The 19647-nt window shown below is 65.0% G+C and carries 20 protein-coding genes; 7 read left to right on the top strand and 13 right to left on the bottom strand.

Annotated elements, in window-relative coordinates:
- Positions 1 to 43 precede the first annotated feature (43 nt).
- The 4 genes from QOL62_RS02115 to QOL62_RS02100 all read right to left on the bottom strand — a co-directional run bounded on the left by QOL62_RS02115 (position 44) and on the right by QOL62_RS02100 (position 2861).
- Positions 44 to 550: a glutathione peroxidase gene (locus tag QOL62_RS02115; protein WP_283404997.1), complete on the bottom strand. Its 507-nt coding sequence runs from the start codon at positions 548 to 550 to the stop codon at positions 44 to 46.
- Between the two features lie 23 nt (positions 551 to 573).
- Entirely contained in the window at positions 574 to 852 is a 279-nt protein-coding gene (locus QOL62_RS02110) for a hypothetical protein (RefSeq protein ID WP_103728534.1), read from the bottom strand.
- 79 nt (positions 853 to 931) lie between these two features.
- Positions 932 to 1627, bottom strand: coding sequence for an ABC transporter ATP-binding protein (locus QOL62_RS02105; RefSeq protein WP_283404996.1), 696 nt, complete (start codon positions 1625 to 1627; stop codon positions 932 to 934).
- A complete protein-coding gene (locus QOL62_RS02100) occupies positions 1620 to 2861 on the bottom strand; it encodes a lipoprotein-releasing ABC transporter permease subunit (protein WP_103728532.1) in 1242 nt (413 codons plus the stop codon). The genes QOL62_RS02105 and QOL62_RS02100 overlap by 8 nt, the downstream gene beginning before the upstream one ends.
- Before the next feature lie 265 nt (positions 2862 to 3126).
- On the opposite strand from QOL62_RS02100, the gene purF reads away from it, so the two are divergent.
- The 3 genes from purF (at position 3127) to QOL62_RS02085 (ending at position 5702) form a co-directional block, all read left to right on the top strand.
- Positions 3127 to 4572, top strand: a complete 1446-nt coding sequence (purF, locus tag QOL62_RS02095) for an amidophosphoribosyltransferase (protein WP_103728643.1) — start codon at positions 3127 to 3129, stop codon at positions 4570 to 4572.
- On the top strand, positions 4569 to 5285 hold the full coding sequence (locus tag QOL62_RS02090) for an SDR family NAD(P)-dependent oxidoreductase (RefSeq protein ID WP_103728531.1): 717 nt from the start codon (positions 4569 to 4571) through the stop codon (positions 5283 to 5285). The genes purF and QOL62_RS02090 overlap by 4 nt, the downstream gene beginning before the upstream one ends.
- A 75-nt stretch (positions 5286 to 5360) precedes the next feature.
- Positions 5361 to 5702: a PilZ domain-containing protein gene (locus tag QOL62_RS02085; RefSeq protein ID WP_103728530.1), complete on the top strand. Its 342-nt coding sequence runs from the start codon at positions 5361 to 5363 to the stop codon at positions 5700 to 5702.
- Here QOL62_RS02085 and QOL62_RS02080 read toward each other — a convergent pair.
- Together QOL62_RS02080 and QOL62_RS02075 are read right to left on the bottom strand one after the other, a co-directional pair.
- Complete coding sequence (locus tag QOL62_RS02080) at positions 5699 to 6994, bottom strand: SAM-dependent methyltransferase (protein WP_283404995.1); 1296 nt, start codon at positions 6992 to 6994, stop codon at positions 5699 to 5701. The two genes, QOL62_RS02085 and QOL62_RS02080, sit on opposite strands and share 4 nt — an antisense overlap.
- Positions 6995 to 7046: 52 nt before the next feature.
- Positions 7047 to 8414, bottom strand: coding sequence for a cryptochrome/photolyase family protein (locus tag QOL62_RS02075; RefSeq protein WP_283404994.1), 1368 nt, complete (start codon positions 8412 to 8414; stop codon positions 7047 to 7049).
- A gap of 41 nt (positions 8415 to 8455) precedes the next feature.
- On the opposite strand from QOL62_RS02075, the gene QOL62_RS02070 reads away from it, so the two are divergent.
- Positions 8456 to 9187 (top strand): phosphatase PAP2 family protein, encoded by a 732-nt coding sequence (locus QOL62_RS02070; protein ID WP_283404993.1) that lies wholly within the window; start codon positions 8456 to 8458, stop codon positions 9185 to 9187.
- On the opposite strand, the gene QOL62_RS02065 is transcribed toward QOL62_RS02070, so the two are convergent.
- Entirely contained in the window at positions 9138 to 10091 is a 954-nt protein-coding gene (locus tag QOL62_RS02065) for a metal-dependent hydrolase (protein ID WP_283404992.1), read from the bottom strand. The two genes, QOL62_RS02070 and QOL62_RS02065, sit on opposite strands and share 50 nt — an antisense overlap.
- Positions 10092 to 10273: 182 nt before the next feature.
- On the opposite strand from QOL62_RS02065, the gene QOL62_RS02060 reads away from it, so the two are divergent.
- A complete protein-coding gene (locus QOL62_RS02060; RefSeq protein ID WP_103728642.1) occupies positions 10274 to 10756 on the top strand; it encodes an RNA pyrophosphohydrolase in 483 nt (160 codons plus the stop codon).
- A gap of 18 nt (positions 10757 to 10774) precedes the next feature.
- Here the strand turns inward: QOL62_RS02060 and QOL62_RS02055 are convergent, their stop codons facing one another.
- The 4 genes from QOL62_RS02055 to QOL62_RS02040 all read right to left on the bottom strand — a co-directional run bounded on the left by QOL62_RS02055 (position 10775) and on the right by QOL62_RS02040 (position 15682).
- A complete protein-coding gene (locus QOL62_RS02055) occupies positions 10775 to 11317 on the bottom strand; it encodes a tetratricopeptide repeat protein (RefSeq protein WP_283404991.1) in 543 nt (180 codons plus the stop codon).
- A gap of 13 nt (positions 11318 to 11330) precedes the next feature.
- Positions 11331 to 12503: an RsmB/NOP family class I SAM-dependent RNA methyltransferase gene (locus tag QOL62_RS02050; protein ID WP_283404990.1), complete on the bottom strand. Its 1173-nt coding sequence runs from the start codon at positions 12501 to 12503 to the stop codon at positions 11331 to 11333.
- Positions 12504 to 12523: 20 nt separating this feature from the next.
- A complete protein-coding gene (gene guaB / locus QOL62_RS02045; protein ID WP_103728523.1) occupies positions 12524 to 13981 on the bottom strand; it encodes an IMP dehydrogenase in 1458 nt (485 codons plus the stop codon).
- A gap of 186 nt (positions 13982 to 14167) precedes the next feature.
- The gene (locus QOL62_RS02040; protein WP_283404989.1) at positions 14168 to 15682 is read right to left on the bottom strand and encodes a M28 family peptidase; all 1515 of its coding nucleotides are present in this window, start codon (positions 15680 to 15682) and stop codon (positions 14168 to 14170) included.
- Positions 15683 to 15887: 205 nt separating this feature from the next.
- Here QOL62_RS02040 and ypfJ point away from each other — a divergent pair, with 205 nt between their 5' ends.
- Both ypfJ and QOL62_RS02030 read left to right on the top strand, forming a co-directional pair.
- Positions 15888 to 16760, top strand: coding sequence for a KPN_02809 family neutral zinc metallopeptidase (ypfJ, locus tag QOL62_RS02035; RefSeq protein ID WP_103728522.1), 873 nt, complete (start codon positions 15888 to 15890; stop codon positions 16758 to 16760).
- Between the two features lie 90 nt (positions 16761 to 16850).
- Positions 16851 to 17444, top strand: coding sequence for a hypothetical protein (locus QOL62_RS02030; RefSeq protein ID WP_283404988.1), 594 nt, complete (start codon positions 16851 to 16853; stop codon positions 17442 to 17444).
- Between the two features lie 59 nt (positions 17445 to 17503).
- Here QOL62_RS02030 and QOL62_RS02025 read toward each other — a convergent pair whose 3' ends face one another.
- Together QOL62_RS02025 and QOL62_RS02020 are read right to left on the bottom strand one after the other, a co-directional pair.
- Entirely contained in the window at positions 17504 to 19237 is a 1734-nt protein-coding gene (locus QOL62_RS02025; protein ID WP_283404987.1) for a M56 family metallopeptidase, read from the bottom strand.
- On the bottom strand, positions 19234 to 19614 hold the full coding sequence (locus QOL62_RS02020) for a BlaI/MecI/CopY family transcriptional regulator (protein ID WP_255400450.1): 381 nt from the start codon (positions 19612 to 19614) through the stop codon (positions 19234 to 19236). Before QOL62_RS02020 ends, QOL62_RS02025 begins: the two co-directional genes overlap by 4 nt.
- Between the last annotated feature and the right edge of the window lie 33 nt (positions 19615 to 19647).

Below are 19647 nucleotides of genomic sequence, written 5' to 3'. Positions count from 1 at the left end.
TGCGGCGGCAAAAGTCAGGGGAAACTCCGGTTTTCCGCCCGGCTCAGGCGGACGGAGCGGCCAGAAGCGCCGCGATGTCCTTCTCCAGTGCGGCCGGCTTGTCGGTTGGCGCATAGCGCCGCACCACCCGCCCCTGCCGGTCCACAAGGAACTTGGTGAAGTTCCACTTGATCGACTTCGATCCCAGAACGCCCGGTGCCTCGGCCTTCAGCCACTGGAACACCGGCGCGGCATCGGCGCCGTTGACGTCGACCTTGCCCATCAGGGGGAAGGACAGGCCAAAGTTCACCTGACAGAAGGACGCAATCTCGTCAGCATTGCCCGGCTCCTGGCCGCCGAACTGGTTGCATGGAAAGGCGATGATTTCGAACCCGCGGTCGCGATACTTGCGCCAGAGCGCCTCAAGCCCCTCGTACTGCGGGGTGAAGCCGCACTTGCTGGCGGTGTTGACCACCAGCACCACCTTGCCCAGCCGGTCGGCCAAGCTCTGCTCCTCGCCGTTCGACAGAGTCGCGGTGAAGTCGGCGATGTTGCGGGGATCCTTGGTCATGCGGGGCCTTGTCGGAGGTGGGATCAGGCGCCGGGGAAATCGGCGCGGCGATAGAGATTGCGGATTTCACCGATGCGGAAGGTGTGATCGCCATCCTTCTCGATGGCATAGTCGTCCTGCTTTTCCTCAGGCAGCCCCATGACGAAGGCGATCAGTTCGGCCACGGTGCCGCGCCGGATCGTCTTGAAGTTGTGGAACAGCCCGCCGCCGTCCTCGCACCTGTGAAGTTCGGCGGTGTCGTTCCAGCCGAAGCCCCGCGAAGGCGTTGTGCTGGTCTCGATGGTGGACGGAGTGTCGCTCATCGGCGCTGTCCTTTCTTCAATCTGCTATCCTGTGATGCAGATTGAAAACGCGAGTTCCACGCCGGTTCCGTCCCCTCCCTCAGGTGAGAACGCCGTCGTGGAGCCGCACGACCCGGTCCATCGCCGCGGCCAGCCGTTCGTTGTGCGTGGCGACAAGGGCGGCGCTGCCCTCCCCGCGAACAAGCTGAAGGAACTGCGCAAAGACGCGGTCCGCCGTCGCCTCGTCGAGGTTGCCGGTGGGTTCGTCGGCCAGAACCATGCGCGGGCGGTTGGCCAGCGCCCGCGCCACCGCGACGCGCTGCTGCTCACCGCCGGAAAGCTTGCTCGGCCGGTGATCCAGCCGCTGGCCGAGGCCGAGCGCCTCCAGCAGTTCGCGCGCCCGCTCCTCGCAGGCAGCGCGCGGCTTGCCGGTGATGAGCTGGGGCAGCACCACGTTCTCGATCGCGTTGAAATCGGGCAGCAGGTGGTGAAACTGGTACACGAAACCGATGTGGTCGCGTCGGACCGCCGCCCGCTGGTCCTTGCCCAGTTTGCTGGCATCAATCCCGGCGATCTCGATCCTGCCGCCGAAGCCGCCTTCCAGAAGGCCGATGGCCTGAAGCATGGTCGACTTGCCCGAACCGGACGGGCCGAGCAGCGCGACGATCTCACCCGGACGGACAGTCAGGTTTACCCCGCGCAGCACGTCGATCCGCACGCCGCCTTGCTCGAAGCTGCGGGTCACGTCCGTCAGGCGGACCACGGCGTCTGTGGGGGAAACGTCGATCTTATTCATAGCGCAGCACCTGCACGGGGTCGGTGCTCGCCGCCTTGTAGGCGGGGTAGAGCGTGGCAAGGAAGCTGAACACCAGCGCCATGACGGAAATCGAGACGATCTCCACCGGATCGGAGCGGGCGGGCAGTTCCGTCAGGAAGCGGATCGAGGGATCCCACAGGTTCTGCCCCGTGACGATCTCGACTGCGCGAACGATGGGCTGGCGGAAGTAGAGGAACACGAAGCCGAGGATGAGCCCCGCCACGGTTCCCATCGCGCCGATGCAGAACCCTGTGGTCACGAAGACCTTCAGCAGCGAGCCGCGCGTGGCGCCCATGGTGCGCAGGATCGCGATGTCGCGCGTCTTGGCGCGAACCAGCATGATGAGCGAGGACAGGATGTTGAACACGGCCACAAGGACGATGATCGAAAGGACCACGAACATCGCCACGCGCTCGACCGCCAGCGCTTCGAAGAGGGAGGCGTTGATCGTCCTCCAGTCCGTGACGACGGCCTTGCCGGCCAGCTGGCGCGAAAGCGGTGCCAGGATTTCGCCCACCTTGTCCGGATTGGTGGTGGTCACCTCGATCATGCCGACAGCATCGCCGCTGAGGAGCAGGGTCTGCGCGTCGCTCAGGGGCATGACGACGAAGGCGTTGTCGTAATCATAGACGCCGATCTCGAACACAGCCGCCACACGGTAGGCGATCTGGCGCGGTACCGTGCCGAAGGGCGTCGAGCGGCCCTGCGGGTTGATGATCGTGATGACGTCGCCGACTTGCGCGCCCAGGTTCTGCGCCAGCTGCTTGCCGATGGCCACGTTCTCGGAGCCCGGCTTCAATTCGGCCAGATTGCCCGCCTTCACCTTGTCCGCGAGGCGGGCGATGTCCTCGTTCGTGTTGCCGCGCACCAGCACGGCCTCGACCCGGCCGTTGAAGCTGCCCAGCAGCGGCTGATCGATCAGGGGCGAGGCGCGGGTTACGCCGGGCGTCTTGCGCACGTCCTCCAGCACGTCCTGCCAGTTGTCGATCCGGCCGCCGTAGGCCTGGATAATGGCATGGCCGTTGAGGTTGACGATCTTGTCGAACAGCTCCGCGCGGAAGCCGTTCATCACGCTCATGACGATCACCAGCGCGGCCACGCCGAGCATGACGGCGACCAGGCTGATGCCGGCCACAAGGGCAATGAAACGCTCGCCCTTGCCGGGCAGCATGTAGCGCTTGGCGATGGTCAGTTCAAAGGGGGAAAGGATCAAGCGGAGGTCCGTCTCAAGATCAGGCGCGGGATTGAAGAGGCATTAGGATGCGCGGGTGTCGCTGGCAAGCGACGGGCGCGCATATGGTTCCCGGCGGTGTTTTCCAGCCCGCGCCCGCTCTTTTGAGAAACGCCTCCCTCAAGCGCCGGAAAAATTTTTCACTCTGGGAACAAGTCTCGAGTTCTTGTCTACCCCCTTGCTTTTCGCTGCAATCGCATCCAAATGCGCCTCGCGTTTTGACGCGCCAGTCGGGCTGGACATTACCATGAACATGACACACCCCTTTCGTGATGCCGATGGGGACAAGCTGCGCGAAGAATGCGGCATTTTCGGCGTTATCGGTGCCAAGGAAGCCGCGGCAATTGCCGCCGCCGGGCTCCACTCCCTCCAGCATCGCGGGCAAGAGGCCGTAGGGATCACGAGCTTCTCCGGAGCTGAATTCCACTCTCACCGCGGCATCGGTCACGTGGCTCAGGTGTTCAGCCAGAAGGAAGTGGACACGCTGCCCGGCTCTATGGCCTCCGGCCATGTCCGCTACGCCACGACCGGCGGTTCGGGCCTGCGCAACGTTCAGCCCCTCTTCGCGGATCTTGCCGCCGGTGGTTTCTCGATCGCCCACAACGGCAACATCTCGAACGCGATGACGCTCAAGCGCGATCTCGTATCAAAGGGTTCGATCTTCCAGTCGACCTCCGATACCGAGGTGATCATTCACCTGGTCGCCACCAGCCGCTATCCCACCCTGCTTGATCGCTTTGTCGATGCGCTGCGCATGGTGGAAGGCGCCTACTCGCTGATCTGCATGACCGCAGAAGGCATGATCGCCTGCCGCGACCCGCTCGGTATCCGCCCGCTGGTCATGGGCCGCATCGGCGATGCCACGGTCTTCGCATCCGAAACGGTCGCCTTCGACGTGATCGGCGCCGAATTCATCCGCTCGATCGAACCCGGCGAACTCGTCCAGGTCGATCACAAGGGCACGATTTCCAGCCACCGCCCCTTCGGCAATCCGGCGCCGCGCCCCTGCATCTTCGAGCACGTGTACTTCTCGCGCCCGGACTCAGTGATGGACGGCCGCTCGGTGTACCAGGTGCGCAAGCAGATCGGCATGGAACTGGCCAAGGAAGCCTTTGCCGACGCCGACGTGGTGATCCCGGTGCCCGATAGCGGCGTTCCTGCCGCGATCGGCTACGCGCAGCAATCCGGCATCCCGTTCGAACTGGGCATCATCCGCTCGCACTACGTCGGCCGCACTTTCATCCAGCCGGGTGACGCAGCCCGCCATGCCGATGTGAAGCGCAAGCACAACGCCAACCGCGCCATCGTGGAAGGCAAGCGCATCATTCTCATCGACGATTCGATCGTGCGCGGCACGACATCCAAGAAGATCGTCGAAATGATGCGCGATGCCGGCGCTGCCGAAGTGCACATGCGCATCGCCAGCCCGCCGACCGAGCATTCGTGCTTCTACGGGGTCGACACGCCGGAGCGTTCCAAGCTGCTCGCCGCGACGATGGACACCGAGGCGATGGCTGACTTCATCAAGGCGGATAGCCTCGCCTTCGTTTCCATCGACGGTCTTTATCGCGCCGTCGGCGAGGCGGAGCGTGCCACGAAGTGTCCGCAATTCTGCGATGCCTGCTTCACGGGCGACTATCCGACGCGGCTCACCGACTTCGCTGACCGCGAGGCGGAGCTCAACGCAGCGTGAGCGGCAGGTTCGAAGGGCAGGTTGCGCTGGTCACCGGCGCGAGTCGCGGCATCGGCGAGGCCACGGCAATCGCGCTCGCGGCCGAGGGTGCGCACGTCGTCCTGACCGGGCGCGACACCAAGGCCCTGGAACGAGTCGAGGAGCGCATCTTCCAGGCCGGCGGCGCATCCACGATCGCGCCTGTGGACCTTGTGGAACCGGACGGCATCGCCCGGCTCGCCACCGCGATCCAGCAACGCTGGGGCAAGCTGGACATACTGGTCATCAATGCGGCGATTCTGCCGGAACTGACCAGCGTGGCCGATATCGACCAGCGGGCGTTCAACAAGGCTCTGACGACCAATGTTCTGGCGACTCAGGCCCTGCTCGCTAATTTCGATGCCCTGCTGAAGAAGAGCAAAAACGCCCGGGTCATCGGCATGACGACGACGGTGGCGCAGGCGCCAAGGGCCTACTGGGGCGCTTACGGCGCCACCAAGGCGGCGTTCGAAGTGCTGCTGGACTGCTATGCGCAAGAGACGGCGAAGGTGTCCGCAATTCGCGTGGCGATCGTCAACCCCGGCGCGACCCGTACGGCGATGCGCGCGCGCGCCTATCCGGGCGAGGCTCCCGCTTCCGTCAAGCCGCCCGAAGTGGTAGCAGATCGCGTGGTCGCACTGCTTGCGGAGGACTTCCCCACCGCCCATCGGGAAACCGTTAACCAGCAACGATAAGGCGCTGGTAAGGTCAATCTGGGACACCGGTTGTCCAACGGGCGTTTGAAATGCCGGACCGGCTTGAGGCAGCACATGGTTTACACCCAGCAGGATCGTTACGCCGCCGCTGCGCAGGAAGACCGTAGCGCGCGGCGCAGTCGCATCTCCATCCCCGCGACCCTGCGCCCCTCCGGTTCCAAAAGCTTCCAGACGGCGGTGCGCGACCTGTCGCTCGCGGGCTTTTCCGCCACCGCGATGAGCGCCATCCCTCCACGCACGATGTGCTGGCTCACTTTTCCCGAAAGCGAACCGCGCCAGGCCAAGGTGGTGTGGTGGGAGAACGGACTTGTCGGCTGTGCCTTCGAGCAGCTTCTCGAACAGCCGGAGCTGGAGGCGATGCTGGCTCGGTGGAACGGCGACGGACGTCTCCGCTAGGCCTGCCGCTTGACCAGGGTCACCTGGGCAACGTCCACCCCGCCGCCAAGGAATCCTCCTTCGCAGTACATCAGGTAGTAGCGCCACAGCCGCACGAAGCGTTCATCGAACCCCGGCGGCAGCGCTCCCTCCTCCACGGCGGCATCGAAATTGGCTCTCCAGAAGCGCAGCGTCCGGGCATAGTCCTGTCCGAAGCCGACCCGATTCTCCCACGTCAAACCCCGCTCCGCAGCGAGGGCGCGAAACTCGCTCTCCTTGATGAGCATGCCTCCCGGGAACACGAAGGTCTGGATGAAATCGGCACTTCGGGCGTACCCTTCGAAGAAGGAATCCGGCATGGATATGAGCTGCAGGGCTGCCCGCCCGCCGGGCTTGAGATTGCGCGCTACGCAGTCCAGAAACGCAGGCCAGTAGGATCGGCCGACCGCCTCCACCATCTCCACCGAAACGATAGCGTCGTATTGTCCGGCGGTGTCGCGGTAGTCCTGCTTGCGGAAGCTGACACGCGCCCCGTCGGCGCCCCACCGCGTCCTGGCATAGGCGAGCTGCTCCTCTGACAGGCTGATCGCATCGACCTGCGCATCGAACGAGCCGGCGAGGAAGGCTGCGAGAGTCCCCCATCCGCACCCGACCTCAAGCACACGGCTGCCTGGCTCCAGGTCCAGCCGCTCGCAGATAGCCCCGATCTTGGCCGCCTGCGCCGCATCCAGCGTACTGACGAACTGGCTATACGCGTTCGGTTCCGCTGTAAGCTCCGAAAACAGCGCGCTGGAGTAAATCATGGTTTCGCCCAGCCACGTCTCGTAGAAGTCGTTTCCGAGATCGTAGTGAGCGTGGATGTTCTTCAACGACCCACGCCGCGTATTGCGGTTCAGCGCGTGGAGAAGCCGCGTCAGGAGGCGCCAGGGTCCTTGCGCACGCGCGGTGTCGCCAAGCGCCACCGCATTGTCCATGAAGAGGGCGAAGAGCGGCACGGGATCCGGACTGTCCCACTCGCCCGCTTCCCAGGCCTGGTACCACCCGACCGAGCCTGACGTCGCAAGCCGCAGCAGCGCGCGCCAGCTCCTCAACTCCACGACAGCATCGAAGCCCGGTTGCCGCCCCCCGAGAAGTCGCGTCCGGCCCGTGGGCAAGGTAGCCGATATCGACCCCCGCTCGAGCCCGCGATCGATCCGATCCAGAACCTTGTGAACGCCGCCCGACCACAGCCTCGCCAGCCACTGCGGACCGACGCCCACAGCTCGCCCCCCCTCGATCAGTTCGCCACCTCTGCCCGGCGTTTGTGCGTTCATACAAGGAACATGACAACGATCCCGCGGATCGGCAAGCGCTGCTGCGCTATCCTTAAGCTGTCTTCGCGTCCCGCCAGGCGGCCAGGGCGCGTTCCCGCGCCTCCCGGTGGTCGATCAGCTTGTCCGGGTACCCAGCCGGCCGGTGTGCGGGCGACGGATCATGTATCTCCCCATCGGGCAGGTCCGCCAGTTCGGGGACCCATGTGCGGATGTAATCGCTCGCATTGAACTTCTCGGACTGGGCAAGAGGCGCCATGATGCGGACGAACATGTTGGAATCGATTCCAGAACCCGCCGTCCACTGCCAGTTCACGGTGTTGTTGCCGTAGTCCGCATCGACAAGGGTGTCCCAGAACCAGCGCTCGCCTTCCCTCCAGTCAATCAGGAGGTGCTTGATGAGAAAGCTTGCCGCTATCATCCGGACGCGGTTGTGCATCCACCCGGTATGCCACAACTGCCGCATGCCCGCGTCCACGATCGGGTAGCCCGTCCGGCCCTGCTGCCACGCCTTCAGCTCTTCCTTGCTCGTGCGCCAGGGAAAGTGAGCAAACGGGTCGCGGGCGGGCCGGGTTCCGTAGTCAGGGTACTGCAGGATGACGTTCTGGGCGTAGTCACGCCAACCCACTTCACCAAGGAAGATATCGGTGGAGCCGCCCGCCTCCGCCACCGCATGCCAGACCTGCGCCGGCGAGATCTCACCAAAGTGCAAGTGAGGCGACAGCATCGACGTCCCTTCCTCGCCCGGCAAATTCCGCCGGGCTTCGTAAGTGGCCACAGCCTCCCGGAAGGCGGACAGGCGTTCATGCGCGCCCGCTTCACCGGGCTCCCATGTATCGCGCAGGCCACCGGCCCAATCGGGGCGCAGCGGCAGGAGCTTCAGGTCCGCGATCGCTTCGGACTTAGGCCAAGTTTTCGGAGCCGGGAGATTTGTCGGCCTCGGCAGGGGCGGCGGCGGGGGCATCCGCTCCCGCAGGGCGCGCCAGAAAGGCGTGTAGATCTTGTAGGGATTGCCCGTCGCGGTCGTCACGGATCCTGGCGGCGCCAGGTAGTTGCCGTGGTGCAGACAGAGCCTTCGCTTCCGGGCGACGGCTGCTTCCGCGTTCCGCCACCAGGGTTCGTAATGATGCAGGGCGTGGATTTCCTCCGCACCGGACTCGGTCGCAAGGGCGCCGAGCACCTCATCGCTTCGGCCACACCGGACGATCAGCCTCGATCCCAGGCTGCGCAGATCCATATCCAGTTTTTCGAGTGATTGATGCAGCCACCAGCGTGACGCCCCACCCATCGCGCGATGACGCGCGGTCTCATCGTCGCAGATGTAGACGGGAATGATGGGGCCCTTCCGGGCAGCCTCGGTAAGGGCCGGCTGATCGGCAAGACGCAGATCGCGTCTGAACCATACGATGGCGGGTGAGTTCATGGGCACGCAACGCCTGCCTGGAATCTGCGTTCCCCGAGACGATGACCGCTTCTTCTCGAATTTGCCCTCCGCGTCAGGGCACCGCCCTTGTTTGCGCTGCCGCCTGCTGGCTGGGCTTCTTCGGTGTGGTTCTCGCCGTGCACAGCGGACATGCCGAAGCGCTCGACAGCACGGGGCTGCTGTTCTGGAGAGGCGACACCTTGCGTCCGCTCGGATCCGCCCGGCTGCTCGAAGCCGTGCGTGACGTGACCGCGCTCGGCGGTGTCCTCCTGCGGAACCTGTTCGCGGTGGGGTGCGCCATCGCGCTTCTCTTCATGGGACTTCGCCGCGAAGCTGCCCTGCTGACCCTGACTGTGGCGGCGGGGTGGCTGGTCAACAGCCTCGTCAAGGGGCTGGTCGGGCGCGACAGGCCGGACATCGTGCCGCATTTGATGGAAGCGGGCGGACACAGCTTTCCCAGCGGCCACAGCTTCAACTCCGCAGTCGTGTACATTTCGGCCGCCCTCGCCTTCGCCGCCATGGCCGAACGAAGCACAGTCAAGGCAACGCTGGTGGCCGCCGCCATGGCCCTCAGCCTTGCGATCGCCTGGAGTCGTGTCTGGCTCGGGGTCCATTGGCCAACCGACGTGATCGCCGGCTGGCTGGGCGGGGCCGGCTGGGCGTTCCTTGGAAGCGCCCTCCTGCGCCGCACCGCTTCTGCGACCGTCGCCGCAGTCGAGGAGATCAACGAAAGCGGCACTCCGGATCCGCTGGAACCTCGGCAGAAGCCGTAAATCCGGAGCGGCCGGGCAGATCGCTGAACCGGGCATCGCCGAATGTCACGACGGCCATGCAGCCACGGCGCTCCACCCGAGCGAAGGGCAACTGCGACCATGCCAGGAACTTGATCACCTCCGGGGAGGCTCTGGTGGCCGCAATTACGGCGGGATCTCTCATATTGTCCGGATAGGATACCGCCGAACGCGGCATTCTCAGGCCCCTGCCCAAAGGATCGTAGAAACCGTGGAATATTCGCCCGTCGTTCCACCACGCAAGATTTCGCCTCCAGAACAACAGAGCCTCGGGCGCGGCGAAGATGCGCTCCGTCTGATTGCCGTGCCGCTCCCGTACGGACTGGCGGGCCTGACCCGAAACAAGGATGTTCGTTGCGATGAAGGCGGCGGCAATGGCCAGGCTTTGAAGGGCCGGACTGCTCCGTCCCGTCGAGCGGGAGCGCGCGATCCCGGCAGCCAGCATCAACAGCATCCAGGGCGATACGATGAACAGGCCATCCGTGTGGAACCAGTCTGAACTGAAAGGTGAAAGAAGTTGGACTGCGTAAGTATTCTGAAGATCCAGCAAAGGATGCGTCAGCGCACCCAGGTAGCAGATCGCCACCAGCCAGCCGGCGTGCATGGGCACGCCTGACGCATGCTGCCGGCCCGGCTGGCTCTGCCATTGGTCCAGCAGCCACAGAAGGAGGGCCAGGACAGGAGGCATGATCAGCACGCCTCCCACCAGCCCATGCGTGAAGCCTCGATGCATCGCGAGCGGCGCCCACGAGGCCCAGCCGAAGAATACGTCGATGTCCGGCATGTTCGCCGCCAGGATGCAGCCTGCAAGCCCCTTGCGGGTGCGATGCTTCAGGCCGGCTTCCGCCATGGCCCAACCGACGAGGCTATGAGTTAAATTATCCATTCCGACCCGAAAGTTGCACGTCATTTCTCAACTGCAGTCGAAGCGTTGCGATCTTTATCACAAACACGCCTCGGGTTGCGATAGCGGCTAGTCAAGCCGGCATCGTTCGGCCATGCTCTCCCCAACTCCCGAGCGGCCGTTCGGTACCGCCCGGCCCCTCTTTACTTGGAAAATCCATGCCGATGAATGATCCGTCGTCCTTGCCGTACCGTCCCTGCGTAGGTGTGATGCTGGTGAACGCCGATGGAAAGGTGTTTGTCGGAAAACGCATCGACAACATCGAAGGGGACTGGTGGCAGATGCCCCAGGGCGGTGTGGACGAAGGCGAGGACCTCAGGCAGGCCGCCTACCGCGAGCTTTGGGAGGAGACCGGCGTGACGGAGCAACACGTCAAGCTCCTGTCCCAGACGCGCGAAGAACTCCTCTACGATCTGCCGCCCGAACTCGTAGGAAAGCTATGGAAGGGAAAGTATCGCGGCCAGCGCCAGCACTGGTTCCTGGCGCGGTTCGACGGCAGCGACAGCGACATTCGGCTCGATGCTCACCAGCCTCCCGAATTCTGCGACTGGAAATGGGTTGAGGCCGAATTGCTGCCGGACATCATCATCCCCTTCAAGAAGCGCGTGTACCGTGCTGTTCTTGAGGAGTTCCGCGCACTGATCTAGGCCCGCCCCGGCCGGGGCTCAGTTCTCCGACATCGGCTTGGTCGCGGCCGCTTCAGCCGTGACCATCCGCGTCCCCGTCGGCCCCTTCGCGATGGCGGTAGCGAGCGCCTGGGTTTCGGCGCAGGTCGCACCGCAGAGGGTCTGGAGACGAGCAAGGTTGCGGGCCGCCTTCTCCGTCGCGCCCTTCTCCGCAAGCGCCACTCCCTCACCCGCCAGCGCCGCCACATTGCGCGGGTCCCGGTTCAGCGCCACGCGGTAGTAATGCAGCGCCTTGCCCTGCAGTCCCTGGCGACGGGTTGCATCGGCCAGCGGCAGAAGCACCGCCACGCTGCCCGGTTCGACCGTGAGGGCGGCTTCGAACGCGTCGATCGCGGCGTCGAGATCCCCCGCTTCGGATGCGGCCCGCCCTTCGCCGAGAAGGGCTACAGCCCGGGAATCCAGCTCTTCGGGAGGCTGCGAAAGGAGAACACTTGAGGACGTGGCAGCGAGAAGGGAAAGAGCGACAGCAACAGGCGTATAACGCATCACCAGGTCCTTGGCCGAGGTATTCGTCCTCATCATGGCCGAAGCGCTATCACAGACGGGAGAAGCGCGCGACGAAAAAGCCGTCAGTGCCATCGCGCCATGGCGAGAGGCGGACGCCGTCTCCGCGTGCAACGCCGACAGGCAGCCCTGGGCGGTCCACTTCCCAGCCGGGATGCCTCATCAGGAAGCCTGCAGCCTGGTCCGCCCCTTCTGCATCCAGCAGCGAGCAGGTCACAAACACCAGTCTCCCACGCGGTTTCACCAGTCCCGCCGCCACGTCGAGGAGGCGGGACTGGATCGCCACGTATCGTTCAAGCTGCTTTTCGGTCAGCCGCCAGCGTGCTTCCGGGTTGCGGCGCCAAGTGCCCGTTCCGGAACAGGGCGCATCGACCAGCACGGCGTCCGCGGCGCCGAGAAATGGCTGCAGCGCCTCCAACTCGCGGTTGGCGTCCAGCAGGATCGTCTCGATGTTGCGCGCCCCCGCCCGCTCGGCACGCGGCGCGAGGCGGGACAGCCGCGCGCGATCGGCATCGCAGGCGATCAGTCGGCCCTGGTTCTCCATGGCGGCGGCAAGCGCGAGGGTCTTGCCTCCGGCACCGGCGCACAAGTCGACGACCGTCTCGCCGGGACGCGCGCCGACGACCTCGCACGTCAGCTGGGAGCCTGTGTCCTGCACTTCGATCACACCTTCGAGATAGGCGCGGGAAGGCTCGATTCGGGTTTCTGGCGGATAGCGCCAGCCATTGGCGGCCACTGTCTTCTCGCCGCCTTCGGGCAAAGGCTGCGCGCCCGCCTTCAAGGTGTTCAGGCGAATATCCAGAGGCGCACGGTCCAGCAGCGCTGCAGCCTCCTCGTCCTCGAGGCCGCTATCGGCGAGCCGCCGCACCAGCCATGCCGGTGCCACGCCGGATGGGGCGCCCGGTTCGTCGTCCCGGATCGGTGCCGGTCCATGCCGCGAGCCGTCGAACAAGGCCGCCACCTGCTCGTCCAGAGCAGCCAGGCGCACCATTGCCGCCCGGCCGGTCACAGGGATCTCGCCGCAGGCGCGAATGGCGCGATAGGCGAGTTCGCGCACCGCGCGCCGGTCGCCACTCCCCGCCCAGCGACGCGCCCGGAACCACTCCGCCATGAGGCGGTCGGCAGGTGCCCCGTTCGAGCGTGCAGCTTCGATGACGAGGTCGAGAACCTCGATGGCAGCCTGGACGCGGGCGGCGGGGGTCATCGCCCGTGTGCCTCAGCCGCTCAGCGCGTGGGGTAGTTGGGCGCTTCGCGCGTGATCGTCACGTCGTGAACGTGACTTTCCCGAAGACCCGCGTTCGTGATGCGAATGAACTTTGAGTTCTTGCGCAAGGCGTCAATCGTCGGCGATCCGGTGTAGCCCATCGCCGCCTTGATGCCGCCCACAAGCTGGTGGATCACGTCCTTCGCCGGGCCCTTGTAGGCGACCTGCCCTTCGATACCTTCGGGGACCAGCTTCATCTGGTCCTTGATGTCGCCCTGGAAGTAGCGATCCGCCGACCCGCGACCCATAGCGCCTACCGAGCCCATGCCCCGGTACGACTTGTAGGCACGCCCCTGATAAAGGAACGTCTCGCCCGGCGCTTCCTCGGTGCCGGCCAGCATCGAGCCGACCATGATGGTCGAGGCGCCGGCGGCGAGAGCCTTGGCAGCGTCACCCGAAGTGCGCAGGCCACCGTCGGCGATCACCGGTACACCGGCCTTGTCGGCCTCCTCGGCCGCTTCCATGACGGCGGTCAGCTGCGGCACGCCGACACCTGCGACGATGCGCGTGGTGCAGATAGAACCCGGTCCGATGCCCACCTTCACGCAGTCCGCGCCGGCATCGATAAGGGCCTTGGCCGCTTCGGCGGTGGCGATATTGCCGGCGATCACCTGGGCGGAGTTGGAGAGCTTCTTCACCCGCTCCACCGCCAGCGCCACATCCTTGTTGTGACCATGCGCGGTGTCGATGACTACGACGTCACATTCGGCGGCAAGAAGCGCCTCGGTGCGGGCGAAACCCTTGTCACCAACCGTGGTGGCCGCCGCAACGCGCAGGCGCCCTGCTTCATCCTTCGTGGCTTCCGGGAAGAGAACGGCCTTCTCGATGTCTTTCACGGTGATGAGGCCGACGCACTTGAAGGCTTCGTCGACGACCAGGAGCTTCTCGATACGGCGGGCATGCAGCAGGCGCCGCGCCTCGTCCTGACCGACGCCGACCTTCACGGTCGCGAGGTTCTCGTGAGTCATCAGTTCACGCACGGGCTGCGCGGGGTTGTCGGCAAAGCGCACGTCGCGGTTGGTAAGGATACCCACCAGCTTGCCCGAGGCCTCCACCACGGGGATTCCGCTGATCTTGTGCGCCATCATCATGGCCTGCGCTTCGCCCAGCGTGGCTTCCGGGCTGATGGTGATGGGGTTGACCACCATGCCGCTCTCGAAGCGCTTCACCTGGCGCACCGCTGCGACCTGTTCCTCGATCGAGAGGTTGCGGTGCAGAACGCCGATGCCGCCCATCTGCGCCATGACGATCGCCATGTCGGCTTCCGTGACCGTATCCATGGCCGAGGAGATGACCGGAATATTGAGGCCGATGCTGCGGGTGAGCATCGAACGGGTATCCGCCTGAGTGGGCACGATATCGGACTTGGCCGGACGCAGAAGTACGTCGTCGAAAGTAAGTCCGAGCTGGATATCCATGTGCGCCACCAAAATGCTTCAAGGGAGAATCGTGGCGGCCCATGTAAACAAAGGGGCCGGTTACCGCTAGGGGTAGTTGGCACGGAATTTCAAGGTTCCGCAACTTCCGATCCGGAAAAAGGCCTGCCGGCTACACGCCAGAGACGGGGCGCGGAAGTTGCCGAGCTTCGGCTGCGCCCTCGCGGCTCAGCGTTGCGCTGGTGTTTCGGGAAAGCGGCGGGTGTCGGCAAACCACCGTCCGAGGGCCGTGAGCATCTTCACGTCCTCGGTAGCCCCGCCGAGTTCGAGAGGATGGGACAGGTCATCGCTCGGTCGATGGTAATCGCCATCGAAGAATGCCCGCATGCGCTCGATCTCACCGTAAGCGGTCGTCACCATGACCGTCGGTACGTCGTGCTGCAACAAGGCCCATCCATCCTGCCGTTTGACGTATTCGTTCGCCGCGTTGCTGTCGCTCAGGCTGAAACCTTCGGCCTTGGCCACGCGCGCGATATCCTTGTCGAGCGTAGTCATTCCCCTGCCGACGATGGCGAACGGCGTCTTTTTCGGGGCGATTGCCACCGAATCGATGTTGAAGGCGGCGACGATCCTTTCCAGCGGTATCGGAGGATTGTCGGCGAATGCGTGAGCGCCCAGCAGCCCGAGTTCCTCGGCCGTCGTCGCAAGGAAGTACACGTCCCGGTCCAGCTGGCCGCCCCGGGAAAGCCGCCGCGCCACTTCCGTAAGCGCCGCCACACCACTGGCGTTGTCTATGGCGCCATTGCAGATCGCGTCCTTCGCATCGCCGGCGCCACACTTCCCGAAATGATCCCAGTGCGCGACGAAGAGCACAGCGCCGGCCTGCTTGTTGCGGCCCGGCAGCTTGCCGATCAGGTTGTGCGTGCGAATTGTCGTCTCATCCGTCCGCGCCTCGAGGGTCGCGGTCAGATCGAGGACCATCGGCGCGAAATCATCCCGGTCAGCGGCCTGCTCAAGCGCGTCGAGCGAGTGCGCGGTGCCTTTCAGCAGCGTCTCCATCGTCGCTCGCCCGACAAACGCCTCCAGATCGCCTCCAAGCGATTCGTCCGAAAGAGCATAGCCGGACTGGCGGCGACGGCTCGCCACCTGATCGAGCGTTCGTTCGCCGTCGAGCACCGTGAGCACGGCAGACGCTCCCATCGCGAGGAGATCGTTCTGCCGCACGCTGTCGGGCGTATCGCCTTCGAGCAGCACGGCAATGCGCCCGGCAAGCTCGGTTCGGGTGAAATCACGGTTTCGGGCGCGCCCCACGAACAGCAGAGGCGCGCTGCGCACCAGGGCCCGCCGGCCGGAGGTAAAAACGAGGACATCGGCAGGCGCCAGCGTGGTGCGGTAGCCTTTGCGGAAGAACTGCGCCGTGCCTTTCCCGGGTTGATGCGCAACGATCATGACAGGTGCGAACCACTCATTCCCGGGATCATTCGTCCCGGACACGAGGCCGATGTCGAACCATTGTCGTGCCAGGTATCGCAGCGTCTTGGCCTCGCCGTCGGTGCCCGGCTCACGGCCCCCGTACTCGTCACTCGCCAGGATCTGGATGTGGGATCGAAGGCGGTCCTCGATCTCTCGATCGCCTCTGCTGGCGCTAGTCGCGGGAACGGGCACGGCGACGGCAAGGGCAAGCGCGGCGCAAACGCCCGCTCTCCACACCTTGTCCCCTGCTGCCCTGATCGCCCGGTTCATCGCTTTGGCCCTATACGACACGAATCCCGCCGCGGTTGCAAAAATCGCCTCCTCCAAGGGCCGACCGCAGCATTTTTCCCGTTTGCACTCAACCTGAAGCATGGTGGCCACACCGCCTGTCTTCAAGGAACAGGTTCATGGCTGAAGAATTGATCCTGGGACGGGAACATGCCGGGCTCCCGCACCAGAAGAGGATAGCACCAGCATGCGGCTAGACGATTTCGATCCCGACAGCATCCGCGTCACCGAAGGCGGCCGCAGCGGGGGATTCCCGCTGGTCGGCGGCGGAAAGCTCGGATGCGGGACGCTCATCATCGTGCTCATCGGCGCCCTCGTCTTCGGCGTGGACCCGGGACAGATGCTCGGCACGATCGAAAGCGTCCAGCAGCAGCAAGGCCCGGCGACGACGCCGCAGGAGACCGCCAACCGCTCCGCAAGCGAGATCTGCCGATCGAATGCCTATTCCCTTGAAGCCTGCAATGCGCTGAGTTCGTTGAACCGCACCTGGCAACCGCTGTTCCAGAAGGCGAACATCCCCTTCGAGCAGCCCACCCTGACCTTCTACACCGGCGGGACGCGCAGCGGCTGCGGGGCTGCGCAGAGCGCGATGGGGCCGTTCTACTGCCCCGCCGACCAGGGTATCTACATCGACGTCAGCTTCTACGACCAGCTTGAACAGCAGCTGGGCGCCAAGGGAGACTTCGCCCGCTACTACGTCATCGCGCATGAATACGGACATCATGTGCAGCATATCACCGGCGTGAACCAGCAGGTGCGGCAGGCACAACGTCAGAACCCCGCTCAGGAAAATGCGCTGCAGGTCAGCATGGAGTTGCAGGCGGACTGCTATGCCGGCGTCTGGGCGGGGCGAAACCGCGATCTCATCGAACCCGGGGACATGGAAGAAGGCCTGACCGCCGCAAGCGCCATCGGGGACGATGCGCTGATGCGAGGCGCGGGTCAGGCCGTCAATCCGGAGAGCTTCACACACGGATCCAGCGCCGAGCGCATGCGCTGGCTGAAGCGGGGCCTGGACACCGGGAACGAGGATGCTTGTGACACGTTTTCAAGACAGTAACACAGGATATTGAAGCCGTAGTCTTCGGCTTCCGAAGGAGAACAGGGAATGAGCCGCAGATGGCTAAGCGCTGCCGTGGTGGCCGGAATGATGATCACGCCGGCCATGGCCAGTCAGGACGACAAGCCGATCACTTCGCGCGACCCGGACGCCATGGATGTGGCCAAGACGCCGATCACGGACCTCAACGTAGGCCGCGACGATGAGATACCGCCGCTGCTGATCAAGGCCTCAACCGAGCCTTATTCGCTGGAGGGGCTTGGCAAATGCAGGCAGATCGCCGGGGCGATTCAGGAACTCGACGAGATTCTCGGCCCCGACATCGATCTTCCCGCCAGCGAGCGGGACCGCATCAGCGCCGGCCGCGTCGGCAAGTGGGTAGTCGCGTCGTTCATCCCATTCCGGGGGCTGATACGCGAAGTCTCGGGTGCCAATGCCCAGGACCGCAAGGTGAATGCGGCAATTCAGGCCGGCCTGACGCGCCGGGGCTTCCTTAAAGGCGTTGGGAAGACGATGGGGTGCAGATACCCGGCATCCCCCGCACCCGCCAGCGTTGTTCAGGCGCGGCTGACTGAGATGAAGGCAGCGGAGACGAAATCCAAGTCGCGCAAGAAAACCACGTCCGGAGATGAGATCGCGTACAAGTCGGAACCCGAGGCGAAGCAACCCGCGCCGAAAAACTGATTCCCCCGGCGGCCCGTCATTTTGCTAACGCGGGAGAGCTCATCCCGGGCTCCCCGACGTCAGCGCCTGGCTTCCGCCAGTTCCCTATCCAGATCGGCCACGATTTCCGCCCGTATGGTTGAGGCGAGCGCCCTGTCTGCAGCGATGGAGGCACGGGCAAGGCGCAGGCCCTGAAGGACAGCCACCCGGGCGGCCTTCGGCTCACCTGTGCAGATGATCATCTCATTCCTGTTAGGTGATGGGGTGTGAGTATGCCGGGCGCCGTCGGCGGGGCAATCCTCATCCACGACCATCGTCCTGTGGAGGGTCCGGCCGCCATCCTGCTGGACGATGCTGAGGGAGCGCTTCCTGCCGTCAGCCGAAACGGTTTCCTCGACGCGCGGCGCTCGCGCCCGAGCTTGCAGAGCGTAACCTTGCGCCTTTAAGGCATAGTCGAGCGAATGGGACGCGCGCCTCAGTGCGGCCGTGGCCTGCCGCTGGGCTTGTTCCTGCTGCTCCCCGGCCATGCGCGCCGCTTTCAGCGATGCCTCGGCCTCCATGTGGATGCCTCGCACGGCCGGAACAGGCGGCACAGGAGGAACCGGAGGAACAGGGGGCAGCGGAGGAACAGGGGCCACGGGAACGCCGTTCGCACGGTAGTGCCGCGGAGGCTCCGCCACGACGGATGCTACGAATTGCGGCGCAGCAACGGCCTCTCCCGTAGGGATCGCTCCGGCCTCGCGAGCAGGCATCGTCGCGTCGGGAGCGGGCACGGCCGGGTCAGCGTCCGAACTGAAGCGAGCGCCCATGGCCAGTCCCGGATCCTCCGCTTCCGCCTCGCTGACAGTCGCGGTTGCCGGCACCCCGATGACGGCGGCCGCGAAGAGGCTGCGGCCGAGGATGCGCCGCGTCATCGGGACTTCCTTGGCGGCGAGCGCCTTCAGGCGCTGGATGATCGGCTTCCCCGATGACAGCGGCCCCGCCATAGGCGCAGCCAGGCTCAACCGGGCGTCGCCTGTCATGGAAGCAATCAGGCGGCCGTAACGCGCCTTCTCCGCCCGGCTGCGACCAAGCATCACGCGTGAATCGCAGAACGCCTCCTGGTCCGCGCGAACGGCTCGCCAGGCCGACCAGCCAAGGGGGTTGAACCAGTGCAGCGCGAACAGCGGCTGCATGAGTATGAGGGCAAGCAGGTCATTGCCCTTGTGGTGCTCCAACTCGTGCGCGATGACGAAATCCGATATTTCGCAGTCGGCGCCGGCGAGGAAGCCTTGCGGAAGCACGATCACCTTGTCGAAGATGCCGAACGCGAGCGGCGCACGCACCGCCGGCGTCTCGACGATGCGGACAGCGTCGGCCCGGGCGACCAGCTTCGCGCCTTCCAGCAGATCGCGGCGCATTCCGCGATAGGTCAAAGCCCGCCAGATGATGAAGGCTGCAGCACCGCTCAGCCAGACACCGGCGACGATGGCGCCGAAGTCCACCTGAGACCAGAACGAGGGCTCTGCAACGGGTGTGGCAATGCCCTCAGCCAGTGCGGTGCCCGTCATAGGCAGCGTTCCTGCCGCAGGCAAAACCTCCCCCGCCGGCCCGCCGCCCCTCCCCACCCCGATGGTATCGAGCGCAAGCTCAAAATGGGCAACGAATTCCGGGCGCACCACCAGGGGCGGGATGACAAGCCGTATCATCGGCAAGGCCCAGAGGGCGTAGGCCGCGCCCGGCCCGAACCACCGCGCGACCGGCCGCCGGACAGCCAGTACCAGACCCATGAGCACACCCGTCGCGACGAGCGTATCGGTAAGCCAATCGATCATGACTTCAGCTCCCTCAGAAGGGCTTCGATTTCAGCTATGTCGTCGTCCGTAAGAGCCTCGCTCTCGGCGAGGTGTGCAAACAGAGGCGCTGCTCGTCCGCCGAACAGGCGATCGACGAGACGGCGGCTTTCCGCGCCTACGTAATCCGCGCGCCGGATGCGCGGCGTGTACAGGAACCGTTTGCCATCAGCCTCGGTGTCGAGCGCCCGCTTCGCCACCAGACGCGAGAGCAGCGTCTTGACGGTTGGCAGGCTCCAGTCCCGGGTCTCGCAGACTCGCTTGCAGACATCCTGGGCCGTAAGGGGACTTTCATCCCAAAGCGCCTCCATCACCGCGTGTTCGGCTTCGGAAATCCGCTCGGGCAACTCTGCGTCCACGCACCGCTCCAGTGTTTACAGATGTAATCGACT

This window comes from Novosphingobium panipatense (assembly GCF_900182875.1).
Taxonomy (GTDB): domain Bacteria; phylum Pseudomonadota; class Alphaproteobacteria; order Sphingomonadales; family Sphingomonadaceae; genus Novosphingobium; species Novosphingobium panipatense.
Note: the sequence above shows the minus strand (reverse complement) of the source record. Positions and strands in the feature narration are given on the sequence as shown.